The organism is Nostoc sp. UHCC 0252 (assembly GCF_034931145.1).
Lineage (GTDB): Bacteria > Cyanobacteriota > Cyanobacteriia > Cyanobacteriales > Nostocaceae > Nostoc.
The window spans coordinates 1-24,315 of the sequence record NZ_JAYGHE010000088.1 but is presented as its reverse complement, the minus strand read 5'-3'; the positions used below and the strand labels follow the sequence as shown (position 1 = coordinate 24,315).

Here is a 24,315-nt window from a genome sequence, read left to right as displayed (position 1 = left end):
TGTTGATGAGTTATGGGAAAACGACCCTAAGACTTACTATTGGCGCTGTGGTGATGGAGTCCAGTATTGGAGCATCAGGGAGGTTGTTGAATCCTTTGCCCTAGCTCCGGTGACTATTGAAGTGCCACACGTTAGCTTAGAGTTAGCGGTAGCGTAAGATTAAAGAAATCTGAACAGTGGACAGGAGAAATTAGAAAAACTGTCCACTTACCAATTTGAGAACGAGATCCTTTATTTAGATGTAAAGATAGAAGCAAATCTAAAATTTTTGCGCGATCAAACATTACGTCGGCATCAGTTCAAACTTGAAGAGATAATACGATGTTTCAAGCTTTACCAGAACCAGTTACTTTTGAAGAATTTCTAGAGTGGAAACCAGAAAATGGCAGATATGAATTATACAAAGGAGTAATAGTAGAAATGCAACCAACAGGAGAACATGAGCTAGTTAGAGCATTTTTGATTAGAGAACTCAATTTTGAGATTCGCAGGTTTAATCTAGCTTATACTATTCCTGGTCAAGTATTAGTCAAATCAGTTGATAGGAAATCTGGTTATATTCCAGATGTGTTAGTATTGAATCTTCCTAACTTGGTCAATGAACCACTATGGAAAAGAGCATCAACAGTTACTCAAGCAGAATCAATTCCATTAGCCGTGGAAGTTGTAAGTACAAATTGGCGTGATGATTATTTCCTTAAATTTGGTGAGTACGAGGAAATTGGGATTCCAGAATATTGGATTGTTGACTATGCTGCTCTTGGTGGAAAGCGGTTTATTGGGAATCCTAAACAACCGACAATATCAGTTTATGCTTTAGTCGAAGGTGAATATCAAGTTACTCAATTTCGAGGAAATGACCGGATTCAATCACCTACTTTAAGAGAGCTAAATTTGACTGCTGAACAAGTTTTTCAAGCTGCTTTAGGACAGTATTGATTAAGACTAATACTTTCCAAGTCAACGAAAGCGATTTTGGTATTGGTATAAACTATCCTTCGCAATTTGTCCTTTGAATGACCCAAAAATTTTATAGTCTGTTTGTTGAGCATTATCTCGAAGGCTTGCTTTCACCATTAGGTAGTGTAGAAGTTAGCGGCGTAATAACCGGTTCAGAAAGGCGGGGAATTGTTCTGTTTTTTCCGAAAGGGACAATTCAAACCGAAAGACACTCACTTGGATTACTTGCTAAAGTTGCTCAAAGTGATTGTTCAATAGAAGTTTATTATGAGCAAATTGGTGAAACAGAAGTCCGAAGCTGCCTACATAAACTTTTAAGTGTCTTTTCAACTTTGAACTGTCATGCATCGGCAGAAGGGAAAACTTTAGATGATAATGATTTACCTCGTTTATGGATTGTAGTGCCATCAGCTTCCCAAGATTTACTCAAAGGTTTTGGCGCACAATTAGAGCTAGAAAACTGGACTACTGGAATATACTTTCTGCCTAATGTTTTTAGAATTGCAATAGTAGCTATTAACCAACTACCAGTTACTTCAGAGACGCTATGGTTTAGGCTGTTGGGTCGGGGAAAAGTACAAATCCAAGCAGTAAGTGAACTAGTTGCCCTTCCACCAGAGAATCTTGTCCGCCGTAATGTTCTTGAAATGGTTTACAGGTGGCGTATCAGTGTAATGACACAAACAGATTTAACTGAAGATGACCAGGAGTTAATTATGAATTTAACAGAAGCTTATCAAGAAGCAAGAGCGCAAGCGGTACAGGAGGGAGTGGAGCAAGAACGCCGCCAAGTTGTAGAAAACTTGTTGAGATTCCGGTTTGGTTCTGTGGATGAAGAACTCTCAAGAGTAGTCGATAGTTTATTGCAGTTAACGCCAGATGACTTTGCAAGATTTTTACTGGAATTGTCTAGTTTATCTCGTGAAGAGTTGTTAGCAAGATTTAATTCACACGAATAACCTGTAACTACAAATAATTAGTAATAAAAAGCGCTTTTGTGAAATCAAGAGCGCTGTTTTATTGGCTCTACGTTTCATACATTTGTAATCAACGGCTTCGCCAATGTGAAAGTGAAATGTATTGGTATTGAACAATGAACCCTCAAGAAACATCAGATTTACTTGCTGCCTTAATGCGTCAAGAGGAACTACTCAAGCAGTTAGTCGCAGCAATCAATAAACCGAAACTGGGATTGCACTCTGAAGCTGGCAATTGTAAAATCTACTGCAATCGTCAGCACGGAGGATTGTGGTACACACTCAATGGTGAACCGAGTGATGTTCCTCAAACTGCCTTAACTGGATATCTTAAAGAACTACGTTTTGAGAATACAGAACGCCGCAAAAAAGAAACCTGCAAGTTGCTGATAACTATTCAAGCAGACCGGACGTATATTTTAGAATCAGGCTACGACACGCATTTTTCAAAGTGCATACTTGCAGCGATCGCAACTTTGACCCCACAACAATTGTATTCTCCCATCACACTACAGCCTACTCCGGGAACGACAGATGAAAACGTGTTGTTCTGTCGGGTATGGGTAGAGTCGGAATTAGTCATGGCATCCTACAACGAGCAAAGCGACTGGCGTGAGATCAGCAAGCAGGCAATTGCTGTAACCAAAGCTGCGGCAGAAATGGTGTTCTAACTTGTTGTAAACAGGGTTTGGGCAACTGTAATTAGAAGTTGCTCAAACCCTGTTTACAGCTAATACGTGCTGTTCAACTATTCATAACTAATCACAGATGACTATTACAATTGTTCACCCCAGTATCGAAAACTTACAACAGTTTTCTGACTTGTTCGACCTGTCCAAGCTGTTGCAATCTGAAGGAATTCTGCCGTGGCTCTTAGCAAATGGCTGGAGCTATGACGATGAATCTTGTTTGATTGCAAACATTATCGATGAGTCAACAAGTCTTGATGAAGTTTGGGACTCGAAAGAGTTTGATTTTAATGCTCTGCCTGATGAATCAAAGGAAAAATTGAATCAGATTATGCGTGAAAAACTCTCCAATCAGACTGATTAAATCTGACTAGAGAGAAAAATCGATTCCACAACAAATTATGGCACACTTCACTGCTAAAAAGATGGAATTAAATTTGATTAAAGTCTACGACTCAACGCTTTTAAGCTCCTCAAAAGTTTACCAAATTAATGGTACACATTGTCGATACTTGGGTGATGAAGGTACTATCCAACATCCACAGTATCTATTTCTACCTCTGCCAAATCAAAGAAAAAAAGCCAGCTTTCGACTAAACCGAAACAAACTCATGAGTCGTTGTTATGAAGTCGAAGGTATGGTTTATCAAAAGCCTGTGGTACAGGATAATTCGCAGCAACTTCAGCTATTTTAGCCATGTCCATACATAAACCACCAGTCATCAAAAGACACATTAGGTTACAAAAAAGCTCTACGAAAGTAATCTATAGAGCTACTACAGACATTCGCTCTCTTGAGAAATCACCACAAAGAAAGCTTCGCTTAATCGAAAGTGAAAAATAATGATTGAGGTCAATAATCATGGTACAAGCAATTGACAACCCTATTGCTGCAAATTTCCTGACTGATGCAGTAGTCGAGCGCCACAATTTCTCACAGTTAAATAAAACTCGCATTCGCTTCCGTATTCAACTAAAGAAAAGTACAAAATCTGCCGCGCCTAAATGGGCCGATGTGCTAAAAGCTGAGGTTTCTGAAATCGAATCAGACCTTGTGAAAGTTACAAATTCCGAAGTCGGTTTGCGGGGAATCAAGGTATTTAAGAAGCTGGATGAAGCTGCTGCCCAACTGAGGCAAGAGATTGCTTCAGTTCAAGAATGGATGTCTGCTGATACTGGTGATTGGATTTGTCCGATTGATTTAGCTCCACTCGTTTGGAACCAGTTAATCAATATTAGGGATAATATCGCCCCTGGATTGCGTAATCAATTAAAAGCTGATTACGAAGCAGGATTTGTTGATTATCAAGAGCGCATTGATCAGTTCCTCTCACTTAACACCTGGGAATTAGCACAGGATAAGCAAGAGTCAGTCAAAGCCAACTTGTTAAGAGCATTTCCAACTCTCACTGACCTCGAAGACTATTTGCAAGTCGTTATTGGTCGTCCGGTGATTATCCCGGCACTGTCCGAACAACTGAACCAGCAACAAGCCGAATGTCTTGACCAGATTACCAAGTTCATCCAACAGTATGACCAAAATCTGGAACAGAGATTGAGGGAATCTGCTTTAGCTGGTGGTGAACAACTCGCCGCGCAATTGCTTGAAGAGTTAGCTGATTGGGAACCAGGGAGGAAACCCATACAGTTTAAAAGAAAAATGGAGCGCCATCTGATGAAGGTTCAAGTGCTACTGGCAAACGCTTCACCGGAGGCAGGCAGTAGCTTGGAGGCGATGATGGCGCACTTGGATTCTATCGTTAACGATCCAGCGATTGAGTCAAAAAATCTTGGCAGTGATGGGCGCAGTCAATTGCAGCAAAAGATGCAAGAGATCCGCATCAAGTTGTTAGATGAACAACGCAATCTACAATCACTTGCGGCTGACGACGTGGGCTTATCGAAAGCTACAGTTGCCGCTTTTAGGTTCAGGTAAAAAATAGTCTTGGGCGAGGGTGTATTCGCTCAAGACTGATCCCAATGGATTTAATACGTAGTTTCCAGAATAACTCAAAAAGGATATCGCACCCGTACTATCTCTTAAAACAATTTGAAAGCCTTGGAGCTAAAAATGTCACATTTCTCAACAGTTAAAACCAAATTAAGTAATCACGAGTGTTTGGTGCAAGCTCTCACGGATCTAAACCTATCACCGCAAGTACACGAAACACCACAGCCACTAAAAGGATACTACGGTGGCTCTCAAGGACAAAGTGCTGAAATTATCGTATCTGGTCGTACCATAAAAGCCCGTGCAGACATCGGGTTCAAATGGAATCAGTCAAGCGGCGTGTACGATGTGATACACGACAGCTACGAGACAGTTCCGAAGTTGGGACAAGACTTTTTCAGTAATAAACTAATGCTGGCTTATGGACAACGGATGGTTCGCGCTAAAGCCGCCGAGTTACAAGAAAAATTTGGTGAATGTGCGATCGCTGAAGAAACCAACGGGAGCGTGCAAACTCTACGGCTGACTTTTGCCGGACATCAAGAAGTTCAACAATTTGCACGGAGATAAATATGGAACGTTCAATACTGATTCATTTCGACAATGCTACAGGTGAAGTTCGAGTGGAAGCGGAGGGATTCGAGGGGCTGAGTTGTTTATTGGCTACGCAACCATTTGAGGAAGCACTTGGAGTTGTGGGCGATCGCAGGTTTAAGGACGAAGCCCAAACCCAACAACTTCGGACAACTTCAACTCACCAAACCAGACTCAGACAGTAATAAGAAAAGGAGAACTGCGACTATTGCCAATTGCTTTATTGTCGTGGTTCTCCCAAGAGATTTTATCTACCCACCAAAAGAATACCCACTTGTTCACATTTACGGACAATAGAAAACACGCTTTTTCCATGATCATCAAGCCGAATACTGAAGGTTTGTATGTGCTGTTGAATGCCATAGTAACAGCGTAGTTTACCGCCGTAGGCATCGCCTACCAAGAGAACAACGGTACAGCAGAGGTTTTCGACGGCGATGCCGAAGTTTATGAAGTAGCCGTGAGACTTGTTAATACTCACGATGAATTAGTTCCACTACCTTATCAAAAACAATGAACCTCTCAAATCTGCTCTCCACGCTCGATTCCCAAATCCCGATCGCCGCAGTTGATGTTCTATCTCCTGATGAAGCGACGATTATTCAGTGGCTGACTGCTGAAGCTAACAATAAGCTTTCAAGTCCTGTGTTCTTCTGGAATCTGGGAGTATCAACCTTGGAGCAATGTTTAATCGCAGCAGATGGGGGATTGGTGTTTAAGCCCGTTGCAGAGTACAAAAAACCACCACACGCTGATCCACTACTATTTGTATTCGACTTACATTGCTAACTTTAGTGGAAATGGTGTATTTATCCTCGGAGATATTCACCCCTTTATTGCTAAGAATTCACCCCAATTATCATGGGAGATTTTAAGCAAGGTGAAAAACCTTTACCACAGGTTAAAACCCACAGATAAACGCATTGTCTTGTTGGGTCAGAACATACAATTACACGAATCCTTACTCAGATTGATTCCTTATTGTGAAGTCCCTTTACCTAGTATTGACCAAATACTTGAGCATATCACTTCTTATTTGCATGACTTACAACAGTCAGCTATTGAACAGGAATTGACTTTCACTGTTACGCTTGAAAATGCTGAATTTGAAACTCTTTCTCGTGCAGCGCTGGGTTTAACTTTAGAAGAAATTAGTGATTTCCTTCGGTTAACAGTCAAAGAAAACTTAACTAATGATGGTGTCGTCGTTGACGCTGATTTTATCCCCAAAGCTGTCGAGTACAAAACTCGGCTACTCTCTCAAATGGGTATCGAGTTGGGTAAACCAGCTACCATTCCTTTTGGCGGTTTGGATCTACTGCGTGAGTGGCTGATGAGGCGGCGGCGACTATTCACACAAGAGGCGCGAAGTCTTAGCTTACCCCAACCAAAAGGTGTGCTACTGGCAGGGCCTCCAGGTACTGGGAAATCCCACTGTGCCAAAAACATCGCTAGCATACTCAATCTACCACTTCTGCAACTAGACATTGCATCCCTTTTGGGTAGTCTGGTAGGCGAATCTGAGGGTAATGTCAAACGTGCTTTGAAAACTGCCGAGGCGATCGCACCTTGTGTCTTGTTTATAGATGAGGTAGAAAAAGCGCTTTCTGGTCAGGGTGATACTTCAGGTGTTAGTCAAAGGATTCTTGGAACTTTGCTTACGTTCATGAGTGAGTGTACTGCTGGGGTGTTTATAGTTGCAACCTGCAATGATCCATCAGCACTACCAAGTGAGTTTAAGCGCAAAGGTAGGTTTGATGAAGCTTTTTTTGTTGATCTTCCCACAGAACCGGAGCGTGTACAGATTCTGGGGATTCATCTACAACGTTTTGGCATTCACCTGGAATCAGAGTACCTCGAAGCGATCGCTGCCAACACTGCAAAGTTTTCAGGAGCAGAACTGGAAACCCTTGCTTCGGAAGCTGCTCTGCTGGCATTCGATGAGGATAGACCGCAGCAGGTAACACTTGCTGACCTCGAAGCCTGTCGTCAAACGATTACCCCGCTTGCAATTCAGGATGCGGCGGCAGTCGAACGAATGCAATCCTGGGCATCTACTGCACGACGGGCTAGTAGTCCTGTGGTTGCAGCGAAAACTCAGTCTTTGCGTGCTGCTAAGTTTCGGAATATGAACTGATGAGAAAGCGATTGCCTCCTGATTCTATAGGGGCGATCGCTCTTTTAGGTTCGTAGCGATCGCGTTAAGTATATCTATCTCAGATGGGGCAATGCCCTGAAGTTAGGAAATTGACAGGGTAAGAAAGATGGAAATCTATTTAGTCTTTGTTGACGCAATTCAAAACAGCAATAAATTCTGGGCGGCCATTGTCGAAGATAGTAACTTAACAGTGCAATGGGGCAGAGTCGGTTATAAGGCGCAAACCAAAGTCCACACATTAGGCAATCATCAGAGAGCCGTTAGTAAATTCAACAATCTAGTAGCCGAAAAGATGATGAAAGGCTACAGAAGAAGTCAGTCACAAATCGACAGTAATTGTGAAGTTTCTGAAATCAACAGAGCGATTGAATTACTAGAGATTATCCGTCCTTATGTAGAGCAGAGAAATTTTTCAGTTGCTTATATCAATGCCCTAAATCAATATCTTTTGATTGTCCCAACACCTTTGGGTATGCAAATTGAACCATACAGAGTATATCGCTCAGTAGAAGATGTTGATTATCAAATGGGATTACTCAATTCTCTGTTAGCGACACCTGCACCAATTGCTGCTGCGGTGGCTGCTGGTCATGCCCCTGAAGCAACAGCAAAACCCAAGGTAGTCAGCCTCAAGACTATCAGTAAGAACTTCTGGCGGCATTTGTAAACGAATCACCACCAAATTATTAAGTATTTTGGTGGTGATTATCTAGTAGTTATTTTCAATATCAAAATGAAACAACCCTGTGCCAACTGTCCTTTTAGAAAATCCATAGCTTACGCGCTTTCTCCTGAAAAAGCGCATGATATTTTGCAAGCAATCACACATAACAAAGCTTTTCACTGTCATAAAACAGTAGATTATTCTGAATCTCACGAAGGTCGAGTTACTGTTGAATCGAAATTGTGTTTTGGTGCAGTTTTATTTTTGGAAAATACTGTGCGTGGCGGTTGTCGTTCAAATGTAATGTTTCGCTTTGGGCTGATAAGTAAAGAATTTGAGCTTAATGATTTACGTAAGGAGGAAAGTGTATACCAGAGTTTTGAGGAATTTTTGGAAGAAGTTAGTTATTAGTTTGTTAAAAATTGATCCGACGATAGATTTCAGTCAGGGGAATTTCTACGTTCAAACTGTGCAGAATAATTGTCATCTCTTGGTTAGAGTGAACTTGCCATAGCCAGTGATCGTTACTGTTACGATCCAGGTTGTGATACTGCTCAATATAGGGTTCAGTTTGACTTACAAGCAGATATTCACAAAAGCTGGCAATAGAGCGATATTTTCTGAACTTGTCCCCTCGGTCATAAGCTTCAGTTGAGGGCGATAGAACTTCGACAATAAGCATTGGATTGAGAATTTCATCATTGCGATTGCCATTGAACTCTGGTTCACCATTAATAACCATCAAATCAGTATAAGTCCCACACTGATATTCAGGAATCCAAACTCGCAAGTCGCTGTTATACAAACGAAAATCCGTGTCTCTCAATAAAAACCCTAGAGTTATTAAGAAGTTGCTGGCGATCGCGCTATGAGATTCGGAACCTCCCGACATAGTAATAACCTCTCCATTGCGGTATTCATGGCGTTCTGGACTGGTTTGTTCCATAGCCCGATACTCGTCTAAGGTAAGGCGAGTTGTTATTACTTCTGGGGGACTGGTTTGAGCAAAAACCACAATCAACCTCTTAAATAATTAGCTCTAAAACTATTATCTCCAAAGTCAAGAAGAATTGCTATTGAACAATGGAATGCCGCCGCCTCCAAGTGGGCTACAATGTGCTTCCATCGGCTGCTTGCTGATGTGTTTTATTGCCTAAAGGCAAGAATTCATTCAAAAAGTATGCTTATCGTGTCGGATCTTCACTGACTTGAACAATCAGCTTGCCGAAGTTTTTCCCTTGTAGTAAGCCGATGAAGGCGTGCGGGGCGTTTTCCAGTTTCTGTACAACATCTTCCTTGTACTTGAGCTTACCTTCTTGCAACCACCTAGAAACATCTTTGACAAACTCTGCCTGCCGATGTTGGTAATCACCCACAAGAAATCCTTTGATTAACGCTCGTTTAACCAACAGTGGCATTAAATTAGGGCCAGGAGGAGAATTTTCGGCATTATACTGTGAGATTAAACCAACCAATGGGATTCTTGCTCCTTGATTAATGTGCTGCAATACCGCTTCTAAAATCGGGCCAGCTGTATTGTCAAAGTAAATATCCACCCCGTTCGGACAAGCGGCTTTTAGGGCTGAAGTCAGTTCTTGAGTTTTACGGTTAATACAGGCATCAAACCCTAATTCTTTCGTCACATAATTGCATTTTGCATCACTCCCAGCGACTCCTACTACCCGACAGCCTTTGATTTTGGCAATTTGACCCACTACAGAACCGACTGCACCAGAGGCGGCAGAGACAACAACCGTTTCGCCAGTTTTGAGTTGCCCAACATCAAGCAGAGCAAAGTATGCCGTCATTCCGGGCATTCCTGTTATACCCAACGCATAGGAAATGCGAGCTTGATTGGGGTCAAGCTTACGCAAAGTTTCGCCTTTCGATATGCCATAGGCTTGCCAGCCGTCATAACCAAGCACAAAATCTCCGGTTGAGAACTGGGGATGCTTAGATTTCATCACTTGGCTAACTGTGCCACCGACCATCACAGACCCCAGTTCTACTGGAGCAGCATAAGACTCGCGATCGCTCATACGACCGCGCATATAAGGGTCAAGGGACAGGTAGATCGTCCGATTGAGGACTTCACCTTCCCCTAGTTCTGGAATTAGTGTTTCGACAAGGGTAAAGTCGCTCTCTTTCGGTTCTCCAAGCGGACGGCTTTTGAGTAAGATTTGTTGGTTAATTGAACTAGTCATTGGTTGTGCCTGCTTATTTACTCATTTTTTCTCTCAAAACTACAAGTCGTCTTGAAAGCACCCTTATTACAGTAGCTTGTCTAATGTAATGGGCAGATAGCGAATCGTTTGCCTGTAGCGTGATAGACCGCGTTGGCGATCGCAAGCCCCTCGGTAAGCGATGGCTGCGCCAACGCCTGCCTTCTTGATGCCCGTTCGCGTACCGTATCCTTTAGGAGAGAGAAAGGCTGTAGAACGAACGCACTTTTGACAGCATACTTAAATTTCTCGGAGCATTTCGATATTACTGAACCGGAAACCACAGGATGCAAACAACTTTCGAGCGTTTTCATTCACTACTGCCGTATCTAATCTAATTTGTTTGATTCCCATTTGCTCAAAACGCTCTACACACAGCATTACTATCTGTCGGGCAATACCTTTTTGACGGTATTCTGGCTCTACCCACAGATCGTAAATAAACGCATATTCCCGCAAGCAATAAATTGGGATCTCTTGCTCTACTGCTGAGATGAGAAATGCTACAAGCTGCCGATCATCTTCTGCTACTAAAAATACACTGCGCTCGTTTTGCGCCATTCGCGTTAACCATTTTTCATAACGCTGTTCTGGATGCGGTAGAAAACCGTACTTAGCGTTATCCCAAGACTCGTGTAAAGCACAAATCTTGGCCACCATTGGCAGAACTGCGGGTACATCATCTGGCGTAGCAGAACGGATTAGCATGAGTTTGTGCAGTGTAATGTCAGAGTGAAATTTATCACAAACAGAGCAGACAACTAACTCACCTTCAGTTACAGCTTTGTTACATCATCTCATAGCTAGAAGAACCATTATATCAAATATAAAGCTGCACCAAAACCAGAGAAGTGCGTTTGCTTGCCCCTGGTAAACAATTGCACTTCTCTTATCCCTGTTTTGTCATTCTGGGAGAACCTAATCGCTGAAAGCCTTTGAGAGATTTAATCTTCAGGTTTTGGCTACAAACTTTAGTTACTGTTAGAAAATAAAGGCTCAAAGCTTGATTAAATCAAAGTTTCAAAATCTTGCTTCGATTATTGTTTTCCGAGAGTGACTAAACAGGGTTATTTCTAAAGCTTTGCCAAATTTAGGTGATTGCGATCGCCACTGGCTCATGGCAGGTACGCCATCGCTACTCATTCCACTTCACCAGCACCCCATCCGCACCCGGATTCTGCCCCGAATTCGCCGTAAGGCTTGAGTTTCTGCATACGCTCTGGTCGCATATTTGACCGCGTAACAATCGCCTCATGCGACCATTTTTCAGCACTGGGGACAGGCGCGGCGGAACTTTCACCCTCATGAACTGTAATGATTAATTTGAGCATCAACACAAATCTTAACTTTGTAATCGCTCCCAAATAATCTAACTATTACCAATTCTTAAATATTAGCTTTTATGCTAATCTTGTTTATTAACAAAGATGAGACGTGAGTTTAAAAAAACTTTTTCTTGTGGCTCTGGGGCTGCTTGTAGCAATAATAGTTGGTATTTTTACAGACAATAAAGTAATTGCCCAATCTGCCACTGATTTGGCTCTAGCCTTATATCATGCGCCTATTCACTATCAAGACACAGACAGCACCAAGTATAGTGGAGACTACATTACACGATTTGATTACGATAACGATTGGCGAGGTACAAATAACTGGGATAACCTAATCCTTTTTCCACTTTCTGCTCATGCTTACTATTCTGTAGCTGAAACTTGTACTCATTGGTTTGTTACATATTCCTTTTTCCATCCTCAAGACTGGACTGATATTCCTTTTGATCAAGAACACGAAAATGATTTAGAGGGTTTACTTACAATTGTCCGTAAGGACGGTTCAGCTTTTGGGAAATTAGAAGGTGTTGTCACTGTATTTCATAACGATTTCTACTCTTACACTCCAACTGGTAGTCCTTTACGCAATGGTGCAGAAAGTATTGATGGTACACTGACAATGAATAGTTACAGTGGTTCATTGCACCCATTGACGACTCAAGAAGCTAAAGGTCATGGATTAAAAGCTTGGCCTTATGCTGGAAACTTTAAGGGTGCAAGTAGCGAAGATGGGATTATTTACTATCCGAATGGTACTACAGCAGAACTTCCTGCTTCGGGGAATGACCGAGATGTACAGTATCAATTGCTTGATGTGTTTGCTATTAATGGAATGTGGCAACATCAATTAAATGAAGCTTCTTTATCAAGTTCTTCTGCTAATACTTTCGCTAGTTGGGGAACTTTCAAGGGAGATTCGAGTGGTGGGTGTGGCGCTGGTACACCCACTTGCAGTACAAATTCTGCTAATACCCCTTGGGGTTGGGATGATTCAAATGATGGTGCAGTATATAAAGGTGAAATGGCTTTAGACCCCGCTCACCTAACTGACGCTTATTTTGATGGGCTTGGGACTTTTGATACTGCATACATCCGCAACCAATTTATTCAAGGATTGAAAGACAGAGGATATAATTCTGCAAATCTTCCTCAAGGTTGGCCCACTCAAATCAATCTTAATTCTCTGATTGGCAAACTCAAAAATCAATGCTCATAACCATAAATAAATTTTATGACTAACGAGATTACGGAAAAACTTAAACAAGCCTCCGATGGCTTGTTAATGATGAGTGAATCAGAGTATCCATTTGAAGCTTTTTTGTGGTCTAATCAAGCACAAGAGCCAATGACCACTCAAAAACTTCTCCAGTTAACAGGACATTCCTTAGAAACATCGATTGAAGAAGTAGAACTAGATTATTTTTTTCGTAACTGTGCTGAGGAAAAAGAATGGCACGATGAAATACAAAAACAAAATGTGTCAAAGTTTAAATCGCTTGTCAAAATACTAAAAGATCACCTCACTGATATCAAGGTTTATCGCATAGGTACGATAAACCTTGATATTTATATTGTTGGTAAAACTCCATCTACAGATTTAGCCGGAATTTCGACAAAAGTTGTAGAAACCTAACCCAGCGATCATTAGATTGTGTGTATTTATATACAACTTTTAAGTTTTTATTGAGCTAACTATTCTTACAAGTTATCAACCCTGGACTCAATTACACTTTGAACAGACGAAGAAACATTAGAGAGCAAATTGTAACCAGTATTTGTCTCAATAGAATCAACACTAACCCTGTAGCTTGTCCAGTTATTATTTCTAATTCCCTGCGAATTAGGCATATTCACAGCAATCACTCTGGTGCTAGTGCTGACGCTACTAGCACCATTATTTGGCCTATTTAACACTACAATAACTTTCCATGTTCTGGCTGGAACTGTAACTTTGCCACCAGCAATTGTGGTTCTTGTTCCATTAGAACCTGTTCCACCAGTGCCGTAAGAACCAGAAATAATATAGAGTTCTTTCCCCTGGTTTACTAAGTCTCTAGAATAATTTTCTAGTGCAGCCCAAGGGCCCTGGTTATTATCAGGTGACTGAGGGATTATATTTGTCATTAAAAAAGTAGCAGAGTTATTGGCAATAGTATTTGTCCTATCTGCGGACGGAGCCATGTGTCCTCTATCAAAGCCACTGCCAGTGTAATCAGAAGAAGTGACTCGGTAGCAGCTTGAAGGTAATGTAGTATCTGCACGAAAATCATCTTGGCGAGGTGCGCTTCCTAGCCATGATGTGTTTAGCTGCCAACTTACCCAATTAGGTGTCCCTCTATAGCAGTTATGGGAAACTGCGTATTGAGATTTGCTCAACAAACGATTACTGTAACTACTGCCAGCATTGCTAGGATTGCCCATTCTCAAATGAACACTTGAGGTTTGGGCAGTTAGTGGCTTTTGTAGATAATTAAGCAGAGTGAAAGATATTACTGCTGGTACAGCAATAGGTAGAATAGCCCTGAAAAAATGAGAGTTCTTCATTTGTTACTATTTATTTAAATAAACCACAATTGTTTCTGTTAAAGTTACAGAAATTCAGCAAAACTTAGCGATCGCAATATAGCTTTGCTTGTATAAGCAGAAGTTAAAGAGCTGTAAAGATTGCATTAACATTTAGTAATTATTAAGGTAATTATCTTAAATACAAGTGCCAAAGAATAGTATTCTTAGAGGAACTTGAGCAATGGCAAGTTGAACAAGTGTAGAAACAGCAATAAGTGGGTTTTCCTCAGAATAGAGTTGTCGTAGGCATCACTATTCATTCCACTTCACTAGTACCCCGTCCACACAAGCAATTCCCCATTGTGAAAACTTCACCAGCAATTTCTTGATTACAATCTGCTTTCGCCGGGCCATCCCAGCACTCTTGCAAGAATCCAAACCCCGGATTCTGCCCCGAATTCGCCGCTCGATTGAGTTTCTCCCTTCTTACAGGTCGCAGATTTGACCTCGCTACAATCGCCTCATACGACCATTTTTCAGTACTGGGGACAGGTACGACGGAACAGGTATCGTCTCTATGAAACGCGCAAGGAACATAAAGGGCTTTGGGTTCAATGCAACAATCTTTTATTTTAAGTAATCCATATCAGATTAACTTTGTCCCCTATCATCCCCATACGTACTATAAATTCATATCCATCATCAGCAAAACTCAGCTTCCACAAATAGGTCTGAGTTTCTCCTTGTTTGAGATCGCCGAAATAAGTGGTTGTATAACCCTCAGACATCCGAGGAATTAGCGGGGAGCTAACTTGATCAAAAATTTCTTTGGTAATATCTCTTCTGTAGCCTGAATCACCAACTGTGAGAAAAAGTTCGTAATTTCCTGTAGCTGTGGCATTCAAGATAGTCTGCAAGCAATTAATAACATTTTCAGGGGGATTTGTTGAATTCATAATCATGCTCTTATGTTTGCTGTGGCTATTTTATTCATCTTGGGGTTATTAATTTAACGCATTAATGGTTTATGCATTCTTAAAAAAAAGTAAGGATGCATAAACCATTAATGCCATAGCTTTTATCTAGCTAAGTTGATCTTTTGGGTAAATCAAGCTTTCAATTCATGAGTTTGCTTGTGCTTACGTTTTAATCTCCAACCAGAATAAAAAGCAGCGATTGCAAACACACTCAATGGTAAAGTTGGTTCGGGAACAGGCTTGACTGCTATTAAGATTGTTGGAGTGTTGATGGAAATATTGCCACCGTTGCCTATAGAAATTACATCAGTAGAGTTATTAGATATATTGCCACCATTACCTAAAGAAGATTCGGTGTTGAGTCCGCTATTGTTATCTAAGATAACTCTAGGTGAGGTGATGATAATATCTCCAGCAGTACCCGTCGAACTTTGAAAGTCAACGAACAAGCCACTGTTAATGTTTGAACTGCTACCAGAAATGCTAAATAAATCAGTAGTATTAACTTTAATTGTATCTGCATTCCCTTGTTCACGGGTTGAGGCAACAAGTTGAGCGCCATGTTGTAATAATAAGGAACTAGAATTGATAGTAATATTTCCGGCATTTCCAAGTCCCGAAGTTGAGGTAGCAACTTCAGCGCTTGCATAATCAACGGTACAAAAGCTGACACCGAGAGCGATAGTCAGTAAAGCACCCCAACGAGTAAACCCCAAACCTGACATTGTAAGCCTCCACTAATAGCAGTAGCAAAGTTTAGTTAAGTATAAACCAGGTTACTAGCTGTTTAGTAGCTAGTAGTTAGGCTACTAAGTTTTCACCCAAAAACTCCGGTTTTTCGCAAGAACTTGAGAAGTTTACAAAACTTTACTTTATAAAGTCCTCAAACTACCGCTCACGCTATCCCTCCCACTTCACCAACATCCCATCCACAATCGCAATCCCCCACTGCGGAAACTTCGCCAGCAACTTCTTAATCACAATCTGCATCTTGCCAGCAGGAGAGCAAGTACTCAAACCCCGGATTATGCCCCAAATTCGCCGCAACTTTGAGCGTAAAACCCCCGAATTATATTCGGTGGATATAAGCGAATAAGCCAAATTTATTGGGCATTATTTATGCTAGACCTGATATTGTTATTCCTGGATTCGATTCGGCACAGATGCTAAACTTGAGCGCACTGGTAGGACTTGTGGGATTATTCGGCATCGCTATTCACGCTTGGTCAACATTACCGGATACTATACCTGTCCACTTTAGATTTGATGGACAAGCCGATGGTTGGGGGAGCAAAAAAGTTCTGTGGTTGTTACCAATTTTTGGTTTAGCAATTTATGGACTTTTAACATTTATTAGTCGTTATCCCAATACATTTAATTATCCAGTTGTAATTACTGAAGAAAACGCTTTAAGGCAGTATCAAATTGCTTATTCGATGCTGAATTGGTTAAAAAGTGAGATGGTTTGGATATTTGTTTACATCGAATGGCAAATATTCCATCTAGCGACTACAGAAAATCCCAATTTAGGGGTATGGTTTATACCTGTAACATCAATAATTATATTTGCGACAATTGGATATTGGTTGAGTCAATCTTTTCTGGCACGTTAACGCTATACAAAATAGTCCCGAATGCCATTTTGATTCGAGCCTTACAGCAACAGTGGAATCCTATTGCATGGAGTGATGAGTAGATTGAACTACCCTAAGTTAGAGTCACCCAGGCAAAGGTAATGGAATGGCGCAGCTTCCAAGTGGGGGTATGATGTACGTAATCGTATCGTTGCTGAGTTTCCAGATCCATTGCTTCCAGTCCCAATCCAATGGCATTTCAACAACAATTATGAGTAACCCTCTTTCCCATCCCGAAGATCCAGGCTTCCATTCATCTATTCAGGAGGATCTAAAACAGCTTTCTGCTCAGTTGGGATCTCCTTTGTCCGAATTATCAGTCATGGAAATATACCAGAGTGCGTGCGATCTACTGAGCCACGTTTCCCCATCACCTCTTACTCTTACTCTTGCCCGTGTTGCAGGAACATTACTGGTCTACCGAGTCACGGACACAGAACCGGAAGAACTTGAGTGGTTCACCACCCAAATGAAACAATGTCTGGATGAAGAAGAAGTTGAGGAGTTGATTGAATCCATACATCGCACGGATGCTTTGTAATCTTTCTCGTAATTGTTGCAATACCAATTGGCTAATTAAGTTTTCAAACAATCCAAGCTGACTCAATCACTGATTACGTTTAGTGTGACGTTCATAATCCTCAAAACGAATCTTAGCGATCGTACTTCGAGAAAAAGTTCTGGCAACAATACCCTCGCCTCGACCACCAGCACCCTCATCCAGAGCTAATAAGGTTTTTGGCAACAAAGCTTTGAGAAACTCATAAGTTTCCTCAATACTTACGGGCAATGCCTCAACAGTTGCAAGTCGCGGTGTTAGTTCAAACCCAAAATCAATAGATGCTTTCTTGAGTTGGTCTTCATCTAGAAATGTCTGCCCACCGTTGTCTCGCCATAATGCTAATTGTTGTACGGACTTCGTAAACAGCATGGTAATATCAGTGATCACCGCAACATCAAATAGCCGCCAACCAACATTTTGCTGTGCTGTATATTGCTTACTGGCAGCCGTGACTTTGCCACCATACAGTTCAAGATAAACAACATTAATATTATGCTCTGGCTGCGGCAGTAAATCTGCAACATTATGAAGAGCGTTTACAATTCCCAATGCTGGATTACCAATGAGATCGCCTTTCGCAAACAACAATTCTTCTTTACTGCCTAAAATGTAGTTACCATCGGGCAGCATAATAATGCGAGAGTTAGTACCATCTACTTTCTCGGTTAAGATAACCTCGCGATCAAAACTAACAAACTTATCAAGCAATCTCCCTTTATCACCTAACGAATGATACGTTGGAATACTAGGATATTTGGTCATGGAGTTGAGCTTGTTTAAATCACAACTTCGCACCGAAAAATCATAACTCATAAAAAACCTTACAGACTTTGGAAACTCTCAGCTTGTATTTAATAGTATAAATACTACAATTGTAGTATGCAAAAGCAACTTCGCCTTGCTGCTGATGTTTTTATGATGAAGGCACTGAGTTTATCAAGTTCACCAACGGCAAAGAAATATTGGTAGAGACTGCTGCGTTGGGAGTGATAACGAGTGCTGGAATATGCCAGTGGTTAAAATGGCGATCGCTGATGTAGGAATTGCTACTTTTAAAGCTACTCATTCCACTTCATCAACACCCCATCCACGATCGCAACACCCCACTGCGGAAACTTCACCAGTAACTTCTTGATCACAATCTGCTTTCGCGGGATCATCCCAACACTCCTGCAAAAACTCAAACTCCGGGTTCTGCCCCGAATTCGCCGCAACTTTGAGTTTTTGCATCCGCTCCAGTCGCATATTTGACAAAAGCTACAATCGCCTCGTGCGATCATTTTTCAGCACTGGGGATATTTGTCCCTGAATAATTTGAGTTAGTTCATTGCGACTACGATTTGCTTCTGACCAAAAAGCTCCCCAAAAAATAATTAAAATTAGTATAGGCATACCTGTAACTAATGCAGCCGTATTATTAGGCATAGCACCTGCCAATGTCATTGAAATAACTGCGCTATACCAACATAAAAACCAGAATCCTGAAAATGCCATTACAAAAGGATGTGCGTTCATTTGTACATGAATCACTGTTTGATCAGATTTTACTTCAAAGCGCCCTCGAATCACTGGTAAGAAGGAGTTATCGTAGTGAATTATGCGGCTGATTTGAAAGCCTGACTCAGAAATACTTCCTTGATAAGGGGCGTGTTTAGTAGAAAATCTGAATTTTTTCGTAGGTTCAACTAAAGCATTCAGCCTTTGCAGAACTATAGACAGTGGATCATCTGTCAAAATTGTAAAGCTATCGTAGGGTAATACTTTCATATTGATTTAGGTTGCTGACTAAGAATAAAACTTCGATAATTTTTAAGGAGGCAGGAGGACGAAGGCAGGAGGCAGGAGGTAATCCCCATAAATAAATTTAGGGGATTTATAATGGACGCTGTATTTTTTGCGCTATGCGTCTCAAAATACATTTTTTTACCTTTATTCATAAATAAATTTAGGGGCTTTAAACCCGTTTGGCAGAGGGCAAAAAATATATTTTCTTCCTCCTGCCTTCTGCCCCCTGCCCTCTGCCTTTCTTCGGTAATTAATTATGAATCCTATCAGTTTATTCAATACAGGGTAGAATGGCACAAAGAAAAGCTAGAAGCTATGGCCAATAAAGGCTACAAGTTTAATGTCCACTCCCGCAGCAATGGCATGAGTTAGGGGAGAATTGATGAGGAATGATGTACAGTTGCCCTGCCCAAAGCTGAGAAATACAAATTCATTAGAAAGAATTCTGCTTTCTGGAATTCAGTTCTGTACATTTGTAGCTTTATATAGACACTACTTACATTAACCATTATGCAGATTAGTATCCCAGTCTAAACAAAGAATCGCTTTAATACATCTTGTGTTTTATGAGAACTGAAAATCAGCCAGGCAAAGGAATTATATTCAGTTTCTTGTCGAATTGAAGCTTAACTGCATAATGCAGTTAGGTAATAGGGATAGTTACAAGATGGCAGACTAATTACTGCTCAAATCCATGAAAAATGTGTCTTTTTTCGATTTATGCAAAAAAGCCTCCAATGACATATAACATTGTGTCAACAAACAAGTCGATAATTTTTCTAAAATCTGCATAGATAAACTTTTCAGGAGTTAAAAAGTAAATGAGCTTAAAACAAGAGCAACCTCAAGAGCATCTGCAAGACCATATCACTTCTACGTATACTAATCTTCGCATTGGAATAGCGGGGCTTGCAATTGTCTTGCCTTTTCTTTTATGGATTGTAGGGTATATTCGCTCTAACCTACCGCTTCAAGAGTCAATGAGTGCTTATTATCATAGCGGAGGTGGTACTACGAGGGACGTATTTGTTGGTATCTTGTGTGCAGTTGGGGTCTTTCTGTATCTCTATAGAGGTTACACGAATTATGAAAACTATGCATTAAACCTTGCTGGAGTCTCTGTTGTCGGTGTTGCGCTATTTCCTATGGAGTGGGGTTGCGGTAACTCATGTAGCAAATTCTCGCTACATGGGACTTTCGCAATTCTGTTTTTCCTGTCCATTGCGTATGTTTGCATTTTTAGAGCATCAGATACGCTTAAGCTGATAAAAAATGATAGTATTCGATCTTTTTACAGTAGGATATATCCTCTAATGGGCATAGGAATGATCGTTTTTCCTATAATCACTGTGCTACTGACATTAGTTTTACAACCTATTTCAGAGGCAAGATCAACAGTTTTCTTTGTTGAAGCAGTTGCAATTTTTATATTTGCATCGTACTGGATTTTCAAAAGCCGCGAGATTGATTTAACACATTCTGAGGAGCTAGCTAGCGAAGGTAAGCTGAAGATTACAAGTCCACGTTTGTTCAGCAAGGCATCTGTACAAACAACTATTGATTAAGCAGTTTGGCTAATTTTTCATCATGATCCTTATAGAGTAATATTAAGAGGGTATTTGAAAAGTTTTAAGAAGTCAAATTTTATGCCAGCAGTATAAGCCTTCGTATTGGTTAATTTGGTAGCTGGTTTAGTTGCTTATACTTACTTACCCAACAAACCCTCTATTGACATTTACCCTAAAGACTTGCCTGCGCTACCTCCTGCCATTTTTTAGTTTTCTCGAACTTACGTTAACGTAATAATCATGAAGATTGTAGAGTCTACGGAAGAGCGACTAGTGATCAGGCGTGAAGAGCTTACCAGTGCTTTCGAACTGGTATGTTTAGCGCTAGGGGTGAATGTTCTTGTTACTATCTGTTTTGTAGCAATCTCGGAAAATCTGTCTCTGTCCAACGATGAATCCTTTGCTATATCTTTTGCTATTGGTTGGCTGCTGGTTCATCTTTTGTTTCCAGGAAATAAAAGAAATCTTGGTTACTTATTCACAGTCACTTTCGCTTCTATTCCTTTACTAGGAGTTGCTTTATTGTCTCTTACAGCCATCGGCTTGCTTCAGTTTCCGCAGATTGCTTCTCTTACTTTCGACAAAAGCAGAAAACTTTTGACTATAAAATATTCTAAAATTCTACTTTGGTATCCCTCAGTTCAATACCCACTCAACCAAATTGTAGAGGCTACACTAGCCAGCAAACAAATTTTCATTGGCGCAACGGCAGGCGTTGCTTACGTTCAAGTTGTTCAATTAGCTCGAAGAAGACAAGATGGAAAGATAGTTCGGAAAGATATACTTGCTGGTGTTAAACAGGATACAGTGTATCAAATTAACAAATTTCTCAGTCGTCCATTGAAATAACGCCAAAGAGCTAACAATCCCGTTGCACGCTGACTGGAGGCGGTAAGCGTAGCCATGCCGTCAGGCTTATCGCGCTGTTTTTCTTCTGTCAACTCTGGAACTTCAACAGCAGACACATCAATAGTTACAAAATTTTGATGTTTTGGGGCGATACATCTGTCAAGAAGTATAAACATCCTGCAAAAGTTTGCGGGGAAATCTTAGTTAGTAGCTATATTCTGCAACATTTTTTCAAGAAAAATACAGATGATAACAAGTTACTATACAGCAGTTACTCAAAAACAGGCAAACCAAGATTATGGCAATAATTACAGGTACTGATGGGGACGATATTCTAATCGGAACTGCTGGGGATGACAGAATTATCGCAAGTGCAGGTGATGATACCATTACTGGTGGAGATGGTAGCGATACCATTGATTACAGTGACTTAGAACAACCTGTAACACTCCAACCAGTGGTGATTCAAAAAGGCGTAATTGGAACTGATACGTTTAGGGATTTCTTTGAAACTGTTATTGGTGCTAGAGGACAGACTAATATTATTGATGCAACTACTGGCAGTACAAATGTATCAATAGTAGCTGATTTATCTAAAGAAAGACTAGAAATTAGAGTTGTCGGTTCGCCACCGATAATAGTCAGTGTGAAAAATTTTGTCAATGTAATTGGTACAAATCAAAAGGACACTATTACTGGTGATGCTGTTGATAATCAATTATCTGGTAGCGGCGGCAATGACATTATTAGAGGTAGTGCAGGCAACGATACCTTAAATGGTGGAGATGGTACTGATACGGCTGATTACAGTAAAATAGGTGTAAGCTCTACCATTTTCATTGATGGAACTCTTAAAAAAGGTGGCGGACTAGGTACAGATGTACTTTTTAATTTTGAAAACGTTGTTGTTGATGCGAGTGTTGGAAATAACACTATAGATGCCTCAATTTCTTCTTCATCGCCCTTTATAATTGGAGATGCATCAGTTAACGCTAACCTTGAAACTCAAAGTTTCGTAATTAATAATCTTCCTAGCGGAAATACAGCTGGGTTCACATTTATAAACTTTGATAATATCAAAGGTACAAATCAAAGTGACACGATTGTTGGAGATAAACAAAATAATCTGTTATTTGGTAATGGTGGGAACGATACACTTTCTGGTAAGAGCGGAAACGACACACTTGCTGGTGGGCTAGGTACAGATGCTCTCACTGGGGGACAAGGTGCAGATAAATTTGTTTTTACCAGTGTATTAGAGGGTGTTGACATTATCAAAGATTTCAAGGCTGTTGAAGGTGACAAAATTCAAGTTTCTCAAGCAGGGTTTGGTGCTATTTCCACTAGCGACTTCAGTTATGATCCTCTAAATGGTTCTTTGTTCTTCCAAGAATCTAGATTCGCCATTGTTGAAAATAAGCCTATTGGTTTTCAAGCTAATCTAGACATTCAACTAGTTTAAACTTAGGGATTGTGTAAGTTCAACCAAATAGCGGGACTTAAATAAAAATACCTTAAATGTATATTAGGGGAAACTTTGACATCGATTTGCTTAGTTTCTTGATATATCTGGGTTTCAAGTATTTTTGAGTCTTGGTATATTTCCTCTGCTCTGTAAAGATTTAAGGCTAGTTTTTTTGCATCAAAATTTTTAAGTCCCGTGCGAAGTGGCTTGTCGGGGACATCGCTACTTGTCCCAATCAACCAACGCACCATCCACAATCCCAATACCCCACTGCGGAAACTTCGCCAAAAGCTTTTTGATCATAATCTGCAAAGCCGGATCATCCCAACACTCTTGCAAGAAGTCAAAACCCGTATTCTCCCCTGAATTCCCCGCTCGATTGAGTTTTTCCCTTCTCAGAGGTCGCACATTTGACCTCGCTACAATCGCCTCATGCGACCACTTTTCAGAATTTTGCACGGACGCGGCGGAACAAGTACCTTCATGATCTGCTTTGATTTCTACACCCGAAACTGAATTTTCAACCAACAACGAAGCGGAATTTCCCTGTTCTACCTGCCCCTGAGTTTGATTAGCGATCGCTACTTGTCCCCACATCAACACGAAGCACGCTAAATGCTAAATTTTATTTAGCCACCCAGCAGGAGTTTTCTTTTTCTTATGTGGTTCTGGTCTGCCGACTCAGTAGAACAAGAATTATTTGATTTGTACGCTCCAGCCCTGCAATCGCTCGGCGTAAATTTCAGTGACGAGCAACTCCAAGAAACTCTAGAAGCATCCAGCTATTGTTTAGAAGATGCTTTCAGGAGCGCGATAGTTTATATACTCTGGCTCGAAGAAAACCTGAAACCGATCTACCCAACTGCGATACTAATTGAGGCACTGGCAAATCAATGGCGCACCAAATACTGGAAGCCGGAGTATTTAGAACTTGAACAGTTGCTCTCACCCGGAAAGCGCTGGTGGCGGGCAGCAGTGGATAAGTGGGGTTACGACGAGCGTAATCAACTGGTTGCAGACATATTTTATGACCACGGGCAGGAATTTATCAAGTTCCGCAATGGTAAAGAAATTCTAGTTGACACTGCTTATAAGTGGGGATGGAATCGAGTCGCAGATTATGCGTCCCCGTTTTCAGAAAATAATTCGTCGTTGCGCGGTATCAATGCAAGGGAATCTTGATCTACAACCGTCAACCGGCAATCGCTTTAGCTGCACACTATTTTGAGACAGTGTGATTTTTACCTCTCCCAATCAACCAACACCGCATCCACAATCGCAATCCCCCACTGCGGAAACTTCACCAGCAATTTCATTTCTGCCTTAGTATTAGCAGCAATTTTACAGTGGCTTATAGTTCAGAGTATTTACTAAAAGACGTGTTTTCCCTGAAGCCAAAAGTGTTGAATGTTAAGAGAAATCCG

The 24,315-nt window shown here is 40.9% G+C and carries 34 protein-coding genes and 1 pseudogene; 19 read left to right on the top strand and 16 right to left on the bottom strand.

Going from position 1 to position 24,315, the window contains the following annotated elements; all coding sequences use genetic code 11:
- The first annotated feature begins 321 nt into the window (after positions 1-321).
- The 8 genes from VB732_RS31085 to VB732_RS31050 all read left to right on the top strand — a co-directional run bounded on the left by VB732_RS31085 (position 322) and on the right by VB732_RS31050 (position 5,356).
- A complete protein-coding gene (locus VB732_RS31085) occupies positions 322-939 on the top strand; it encodes a Uma2 family endonuclease (protein ID WP_228675386.1) in 618 nt (205 codons plus the stop codon).
- Between the two features lie 77 nt (positions 940-1,016).
- Positions 1,017-1,919, top strand: a complete 903-nt coding sequence (locus VB732_RS31080; protein WP_323234705.1) for a hypothetical protein — start codon at positions 1,017-1,019, stop codon at positions 1,917-1,919.
- 134 nt (positions 1,920-2,053) lie between these two features.
- A complete protein-coding gene (locus tag VB732_RS31075) occupies positions 2,054-2,608 on the top strand; it encodes a hypothetical protein (RefSeq protein WP_323234704.1) in 555 nt (184 codons plus the stop codon).
- Between the two features lie 97 nt (positions 2,609-2,705).
- Complete coding sequence (locus VB732_RS31070; protein WP_323234703.1) at positions 2,706-2,990, top strand: hypothetical protein; 285 nt, start codon at positions 2,706-2,708, stop codon at positions 2,988-2,990.
- A 37-nt stretch (positions 2,991-3,027) separates the two neighbouring features.
- The gene (locus VB732_RS31065) at positions 3,028-3,321 is read left to right on the top strand and encodes a hypothetical protein (RefSeq protein WP_416235790.1); all 294 of its coding nucleotides are present in this window, start codon (positions 3,028-3,030) and stop codon (positions 3,319-3,321) included.
- Between the two features lie 167 nt (positions 3,322-3,488).
- Positions 3,489-4,562 carry a hypothetical protein gene (locus VB732_RS31060; RefSeq protein WP_323234702.1) on the top strand — a complete coding sequence of 358 codons (1,074 nt, stop codon included), beginning with the start codon at positions 3,489-3,491 and terminating at the stop codon, positions 4,560-4,562.
- A 135-nt stretch (positions 4,563-4,697) separates the two neighbouring features.
- Positions 4,698-5,147: a DUF1257 domain-containing protein gene (locus VB732_RS31055; protein WP_323234701.1), complete on the top strand. Its 450-nt coding sequence runs from the start codon at positions 4,698-4,700 to the stop codon at positions 5,145-5,147.
- A 2-nt stretch (positions 5,148-5,149) separates the two neighbouring features.
- Positions 5,150-5,356 (top strand): DUF2997 domain-containing protein, encoded by a 207-nt coding sequence (locus tag VB732_RS31050; protein ID WP_323234700.1) that lies wholly within the window; start codon positions 5,150-5,152, stop codon positions 5,354-5,356.
- Positions 5,357-5,418: 62 nt separating this feature from the next.
- On the opposite strand, the gene VB732_RS31045 is transcribed toward VB732_RS31050, so the two are convergent.
- Positions 5,419-5,652 carry a hypothetical protein gene (locus VB732_RS31045; RefSeq protein ID WP_323234699.1) on the bottom strand — a complete coding sequence of 78 codons (234 nt, stop codon included), beginning with the start codon at positions 5,650-5,652 and terminating at the stop codon, positions 5,419-5,421.
- Positions 5,653-5,684: 32 nt separating this feature from the next.
- On the opposite strand from VB732_RS31045, the pseudogene VB732_RS31040 reads away from it, so the two are divergent.
- From VB732_RS31040 to VB732_RS31030, 3 genes and pseudogenes are all read left to right on the top strand, one after another.
- Positions 5,685-7,308, top strand: a pseudogene (locus VB732_RS31040) (AAA family ATPase).
- Positions 7,309-7,435: 127 nt separating this feature from the next.
- Positions 7,436-7,996 (top strand): WGR domain-containing protein, encoded by a 561-nt coding sequence (locus tag VB732_RS31035; RefSeq protein ID WP_323234698.1) that lies wholly within the window; start codon positions 7,436-7,438, stop codon positions 7,994-7,996.
- 66 nt (positions 7,997-8,062) lie between these two features.
- Positions 8,063-8,404, top strand: coding sequence for a hypothetical protein (locus VB732_RS31030; protein ID WP_323234697.1), 342 nt, complete (start codon positions 8,063-8,065; stop codon positions 8,402-8,404).
- Between the two features lie 4 nt (positions 8,405-8,408).
- On the opposite strand, the gene VB732_RS31025 is transcribed toward VB732_RS31030, so the two are convergent.
- The 5 genes from VB732_RS31025 to VB732_RS31005 all read right to left on the bottom strand — a co-directional run bounded on the left by VB732_RS31025 (position 8,409) and on the right by VB732_RS31005 (position 11,579).
- Positions 8,409-9,008 carry a Uma2 family endonuclease gene (locus VB732_RS31025; protein WP_323234696.1) on the bottom strand — a complete coding sequence of 200 codons (600 nt, stop codon included), beginning with the start codon at positions 9,006-9,008 and terminating at the stop codon, positions 8,409-8,411.
- A gap of 169 nt (positions 9,009-9,177) precedes the next feature.
- Positions 9,178-10,197 carry an NADP-dependent oxidoreductase gene (locus VB732_RS31020; protein WP_323234695.1) on the bottom strand — a complete coding sequence of 340 codons (1,020 nt, stop codon included), beginning with the start codon at positions 10,195-10,197 and terminating at the stop codon, positions 9,178-9,180.
- 258 nt (positions 10,198-10,455) lie between these two features.
- Positions 10,456-10,923 carry a GNAT family N-acetyltransferase gene (locus VB732_RS31015; RefSeq protein WP_100897666.1) on the bottom strand — a complete coding sequence of 156 codons (468 nt, stop codon included), beginning with the start codon at positions 10,921-10,923 and terminating at the stop codon, positions 10,456-10,458.
- Positions 10,924-11,235: 312 nt separating this feature from the next.
- The gene (locus VB732_RS31010; protein WP_323234694.1) at positions 11,236-11,358 is read right to left on the bottom strand and encodes a hypothetical protein; all 123 of its coding nucleotides are present in this window, start codon (positions 11,356-11,358) and stop codon (positions 11,236-11,238) included.
- Positions 11,355-11,579 carry a hypothetical protein gene (locus VB732_RS31005; RefSeq protein ID WP_323234693.1) on the bottom strand — a complete coding sequence of 75 codons (225 nt, stop codon included), beginning with the start codon at positions 11,577-11,579 and terminating at the stop codon, positions 11,355-11,357. Before VB732_RS31005 ends, VB732_RS31010 begins: the two co-directional genes overlap by 4 nt.
- 70 nt (positions 11,580-11,649) lie before the next feature.
- Between VB732_RS31005 and VB732_RS31000 the strand changes: the two genes are divergently transcribed.
- Positions 11,650-12,762 carry a hypothetical protein gene (locus tag VB732_RS31000; RefSeq protein WP_323234692.1) on the top strand — a complete coding sequence of 371 codons (1,113 nt, stop codon included), beginning with the start codon at positions 11,650-11,652 and terminating at the stop codon, positions 12,760-12,762.
- A gap of 15 nt (positions 12,763-12,777) precedes the next feature.
- On the top strand, positions 12,778-13,179 hold the full coding sequence (locus VB732_RS30995) for a nuclease A inhibitor family protein (protein WP_323234691.1): 402 nt from the start codon (positions 12,778-12,780) through the stop codon (positions 13,177-13,179).
- Between the two features lie 65 nt (positions 13,180-13,244).
- On the opposite strand, the gene VB732_RS30990 is transcribed toward VB732_RS30995, so the two are convergent.
- From VB732_RS30990 to VB732_RS30975, 4 genes are all read right to left on the bottom strand, one after another.
- Positions 13,245-14,090 (bottom strand): DNA/RNA non-specific endonuclease, encoded by an 846-nt coding sequence (locus VB732_RS30990; RefSeq protein WP_323234690.1) that lies wholly within the window; start codon positions 14,088-14,090, stop codon positions 13,245-13,247.
- A 593-nt stretch (positions 14,091-14,683) separates the two neighbouring features.
- Positions 14,684-15,007 carry a hypothetical protein gene (locus VB732_RS30985; RefSeq protein ID WP_323234689.1) on the bottom strand — a complete coding sequence of 108 codons (324 nt, stop codon included), beginning with the start codon at positions 15,005-15,007 and terminating at the stop codon, positions 14,684-14,686.
- A 152-nt stretch (positions 15,008-15,159) separates the two neighbouring features.
- Positions 15,160-15,753, bottom strand: a complete 594-nt coding sequence (locus tag VB732_RS30980) for a hypothetical protein (protein WP_323234688.1) — start codon at positions 15,751-15,753, stop codon at positions 15,160-15,162.
- Between the two features lie 175 nt (positions 15,754-15,928).
- The gene (locus VB732_RS30975; RefSeq protein ID WP_323234687.1) at positions 15,929-16,129 is read right to left on the bottom strand and encodes a hypothetical protein; all 201 of its coding nucleotides are present in this window, start codon (positions 16,127-16,129) and stop codon (positions 15,929-15,931) included.
- Positions 16,130-16,191: 62 nt separating this feature from the next.
- Between VB732_RS30975 and VB732_RS30970 the strand changes: the two genes are divergently transcribed.
- Complete coding sequence (locus tag VB732_RS30970) at positions 16,192-16,641, top strand: DUF1648 domain-containing protein (protein WP_323234686.1); 450 nt, start codon at positions 16,192-16,194, stop codon at positions 16,639-16,641.
- Between the two features lie 232 nt (positions 16,642-16,873).
- Complete coding sequence (locus VB732_RS30965) at positions 16,874-17,203, top strand: hypothetical protein (RefSeq protein ID WP_323234685.1); 330 nt, start codon at positions 16,874-16,876, stop codon at positions 17,201-17,203.
- Positions 17,204-17,269: 66 nt separating this feature from the next.
- Here VB732_RS30965 and VB732_RS30960 read toward each other — a convergent pair whose 3' ends face one another.
- From VB732_RS30960 to VB732_RS30945, 4 genes are all read right to left on the bottom strand, one after another.
- Positions 17,270-18,037, bottom strand: coding sequence for an RNA ligase family protein (locus VB732_RS30960; RefSeq protein ID WP_323234684.1), 768 nt, complete (start codon positions 18,035-18,037; stop codon positions 17,270-17,272).
- Between the two features lie 100 nt (positions 18,038-18,137).
- Entirely contained in the window at positions 18,138-18,290 is a 153-nt protein-coding gene (locus VB732_RS30955; protein WP_323234683.1) for a hypothetical protein, read from the bottom strand.
- A complete protein-coding gene (locus VB732_RS30950) occupies positions 18,287-18,478 on the bottom strand; it encodes a hypothetical protein (protein ID WP_323234682.1) in 192 nt (63 codons plus the stop codon). The genes VB732_RS30955 and VB732_RS30950 overlap by 4 nt, the downstream gene beginning before the upstream one ends.
- A gap of 3 nt (positions 18,479-18,481) precedes the next feature.
- On the bottom strand, positions 18,482-18,991 hold the full coding sequence (locus tag VB732_RS30945; RefSeq protein WP_323234681.1) for a hypothetical protein: 510 nt from the start codon (positions 18,989-18,991) through the stop codon (positions 18,482-18,484).
- Between the two features lie 839 nt (positions 18,992-19,830).
- On the opposite strand from VB732_RS30945, the gene VB732_RS30940 reads away from it, so the two are divergent.
- Entirely contained in the window at positions 19,831-20,574 is a 744-nt protein-coding gene (locus VB732_RS30940; protein WP_323234680.1) for a hypothetical protein, read from the top strand.
- A 243-nt stretch (positions 20,575-20,817) separates the two neighbouring features.
- Positions 20,818-21,426: a hypothetical protein gene (locus tag VB732_RS30935; RefSeq protein WP_323234679.1), complete on the top strand. Its 609-nt coding sequence runs from the start codon at positions 20,818-20,820 to the stop codon at positions 21,424-21,426.
- Here the strand turns inward: VB732_RS30935 and VB732_RS30930 are convergent.
- The gene (locus tag VB732_RS30930) at positions 21,390-21,602 is read right to left on the bottom strand and encodes a hypothetical protein (RefSeq protein WP_323234678.1); all 213 of its coding nucleotides are present in this window, start codon (positions 21,600-21,602) and stop codon (positions 21,390-21,392) included. The two genes, VB732_RS30935 and VB732_RS30930, sit on opposite strands and share 37 nt — an antisense overlap.
- A 122-nt stretch (positions 21,603-21,724) precedes the next feature.
- Between VB732_RS30930 and VB732_RS30925 the strand changes: the two genes are divergently transcribed.
- A complete protein-coding gene (locus VB732_RS30925) occupies positions 21,725-22,888 on the top strand; it encodes a calcium-binding protein (RefSeq protein ID WP_323234677.1) in 1,164 nt (387 codons plus the stop codon).
- A 225-nt stretch (positions 22,889-23,113) separates the two neighbouring features.
- Here VB732_RS30925 and VB732_RS30920 read toward each other — a convergent pair whose 3' ends face one another.
- Complete coding sequence (locus tag VB732_RS30920) at positions 23,114-23,494, bottom strand: hypothetical protein (RefSeq protein ID WP_323234676.1); 381 nt, start codon at positions 23,492-23,494, stop codon at positions 23,114-23,116.
- Between the two features lie 57 nt (positions 23,495-23,551).
- On the opposite strand from VB732_RS30920, the gene VB732_RS30915 reads away from it, so the two are divergent.
- Positions 23,552-24,073 carry a hypothetical protein gene (locus VB732_RS30915; RefSeq protein ID WP_323234675.1) on the top strand — a complete coding sequence of 174 codons (522 nt, stop codon included), beginning with the start codon at positions 23,552-23,554 and terminating at the stop codon, positions 24,071-24,073.
- The last annotated feature ends 242 nt before the right edge of the window (positions 24,074-24,315 follow it).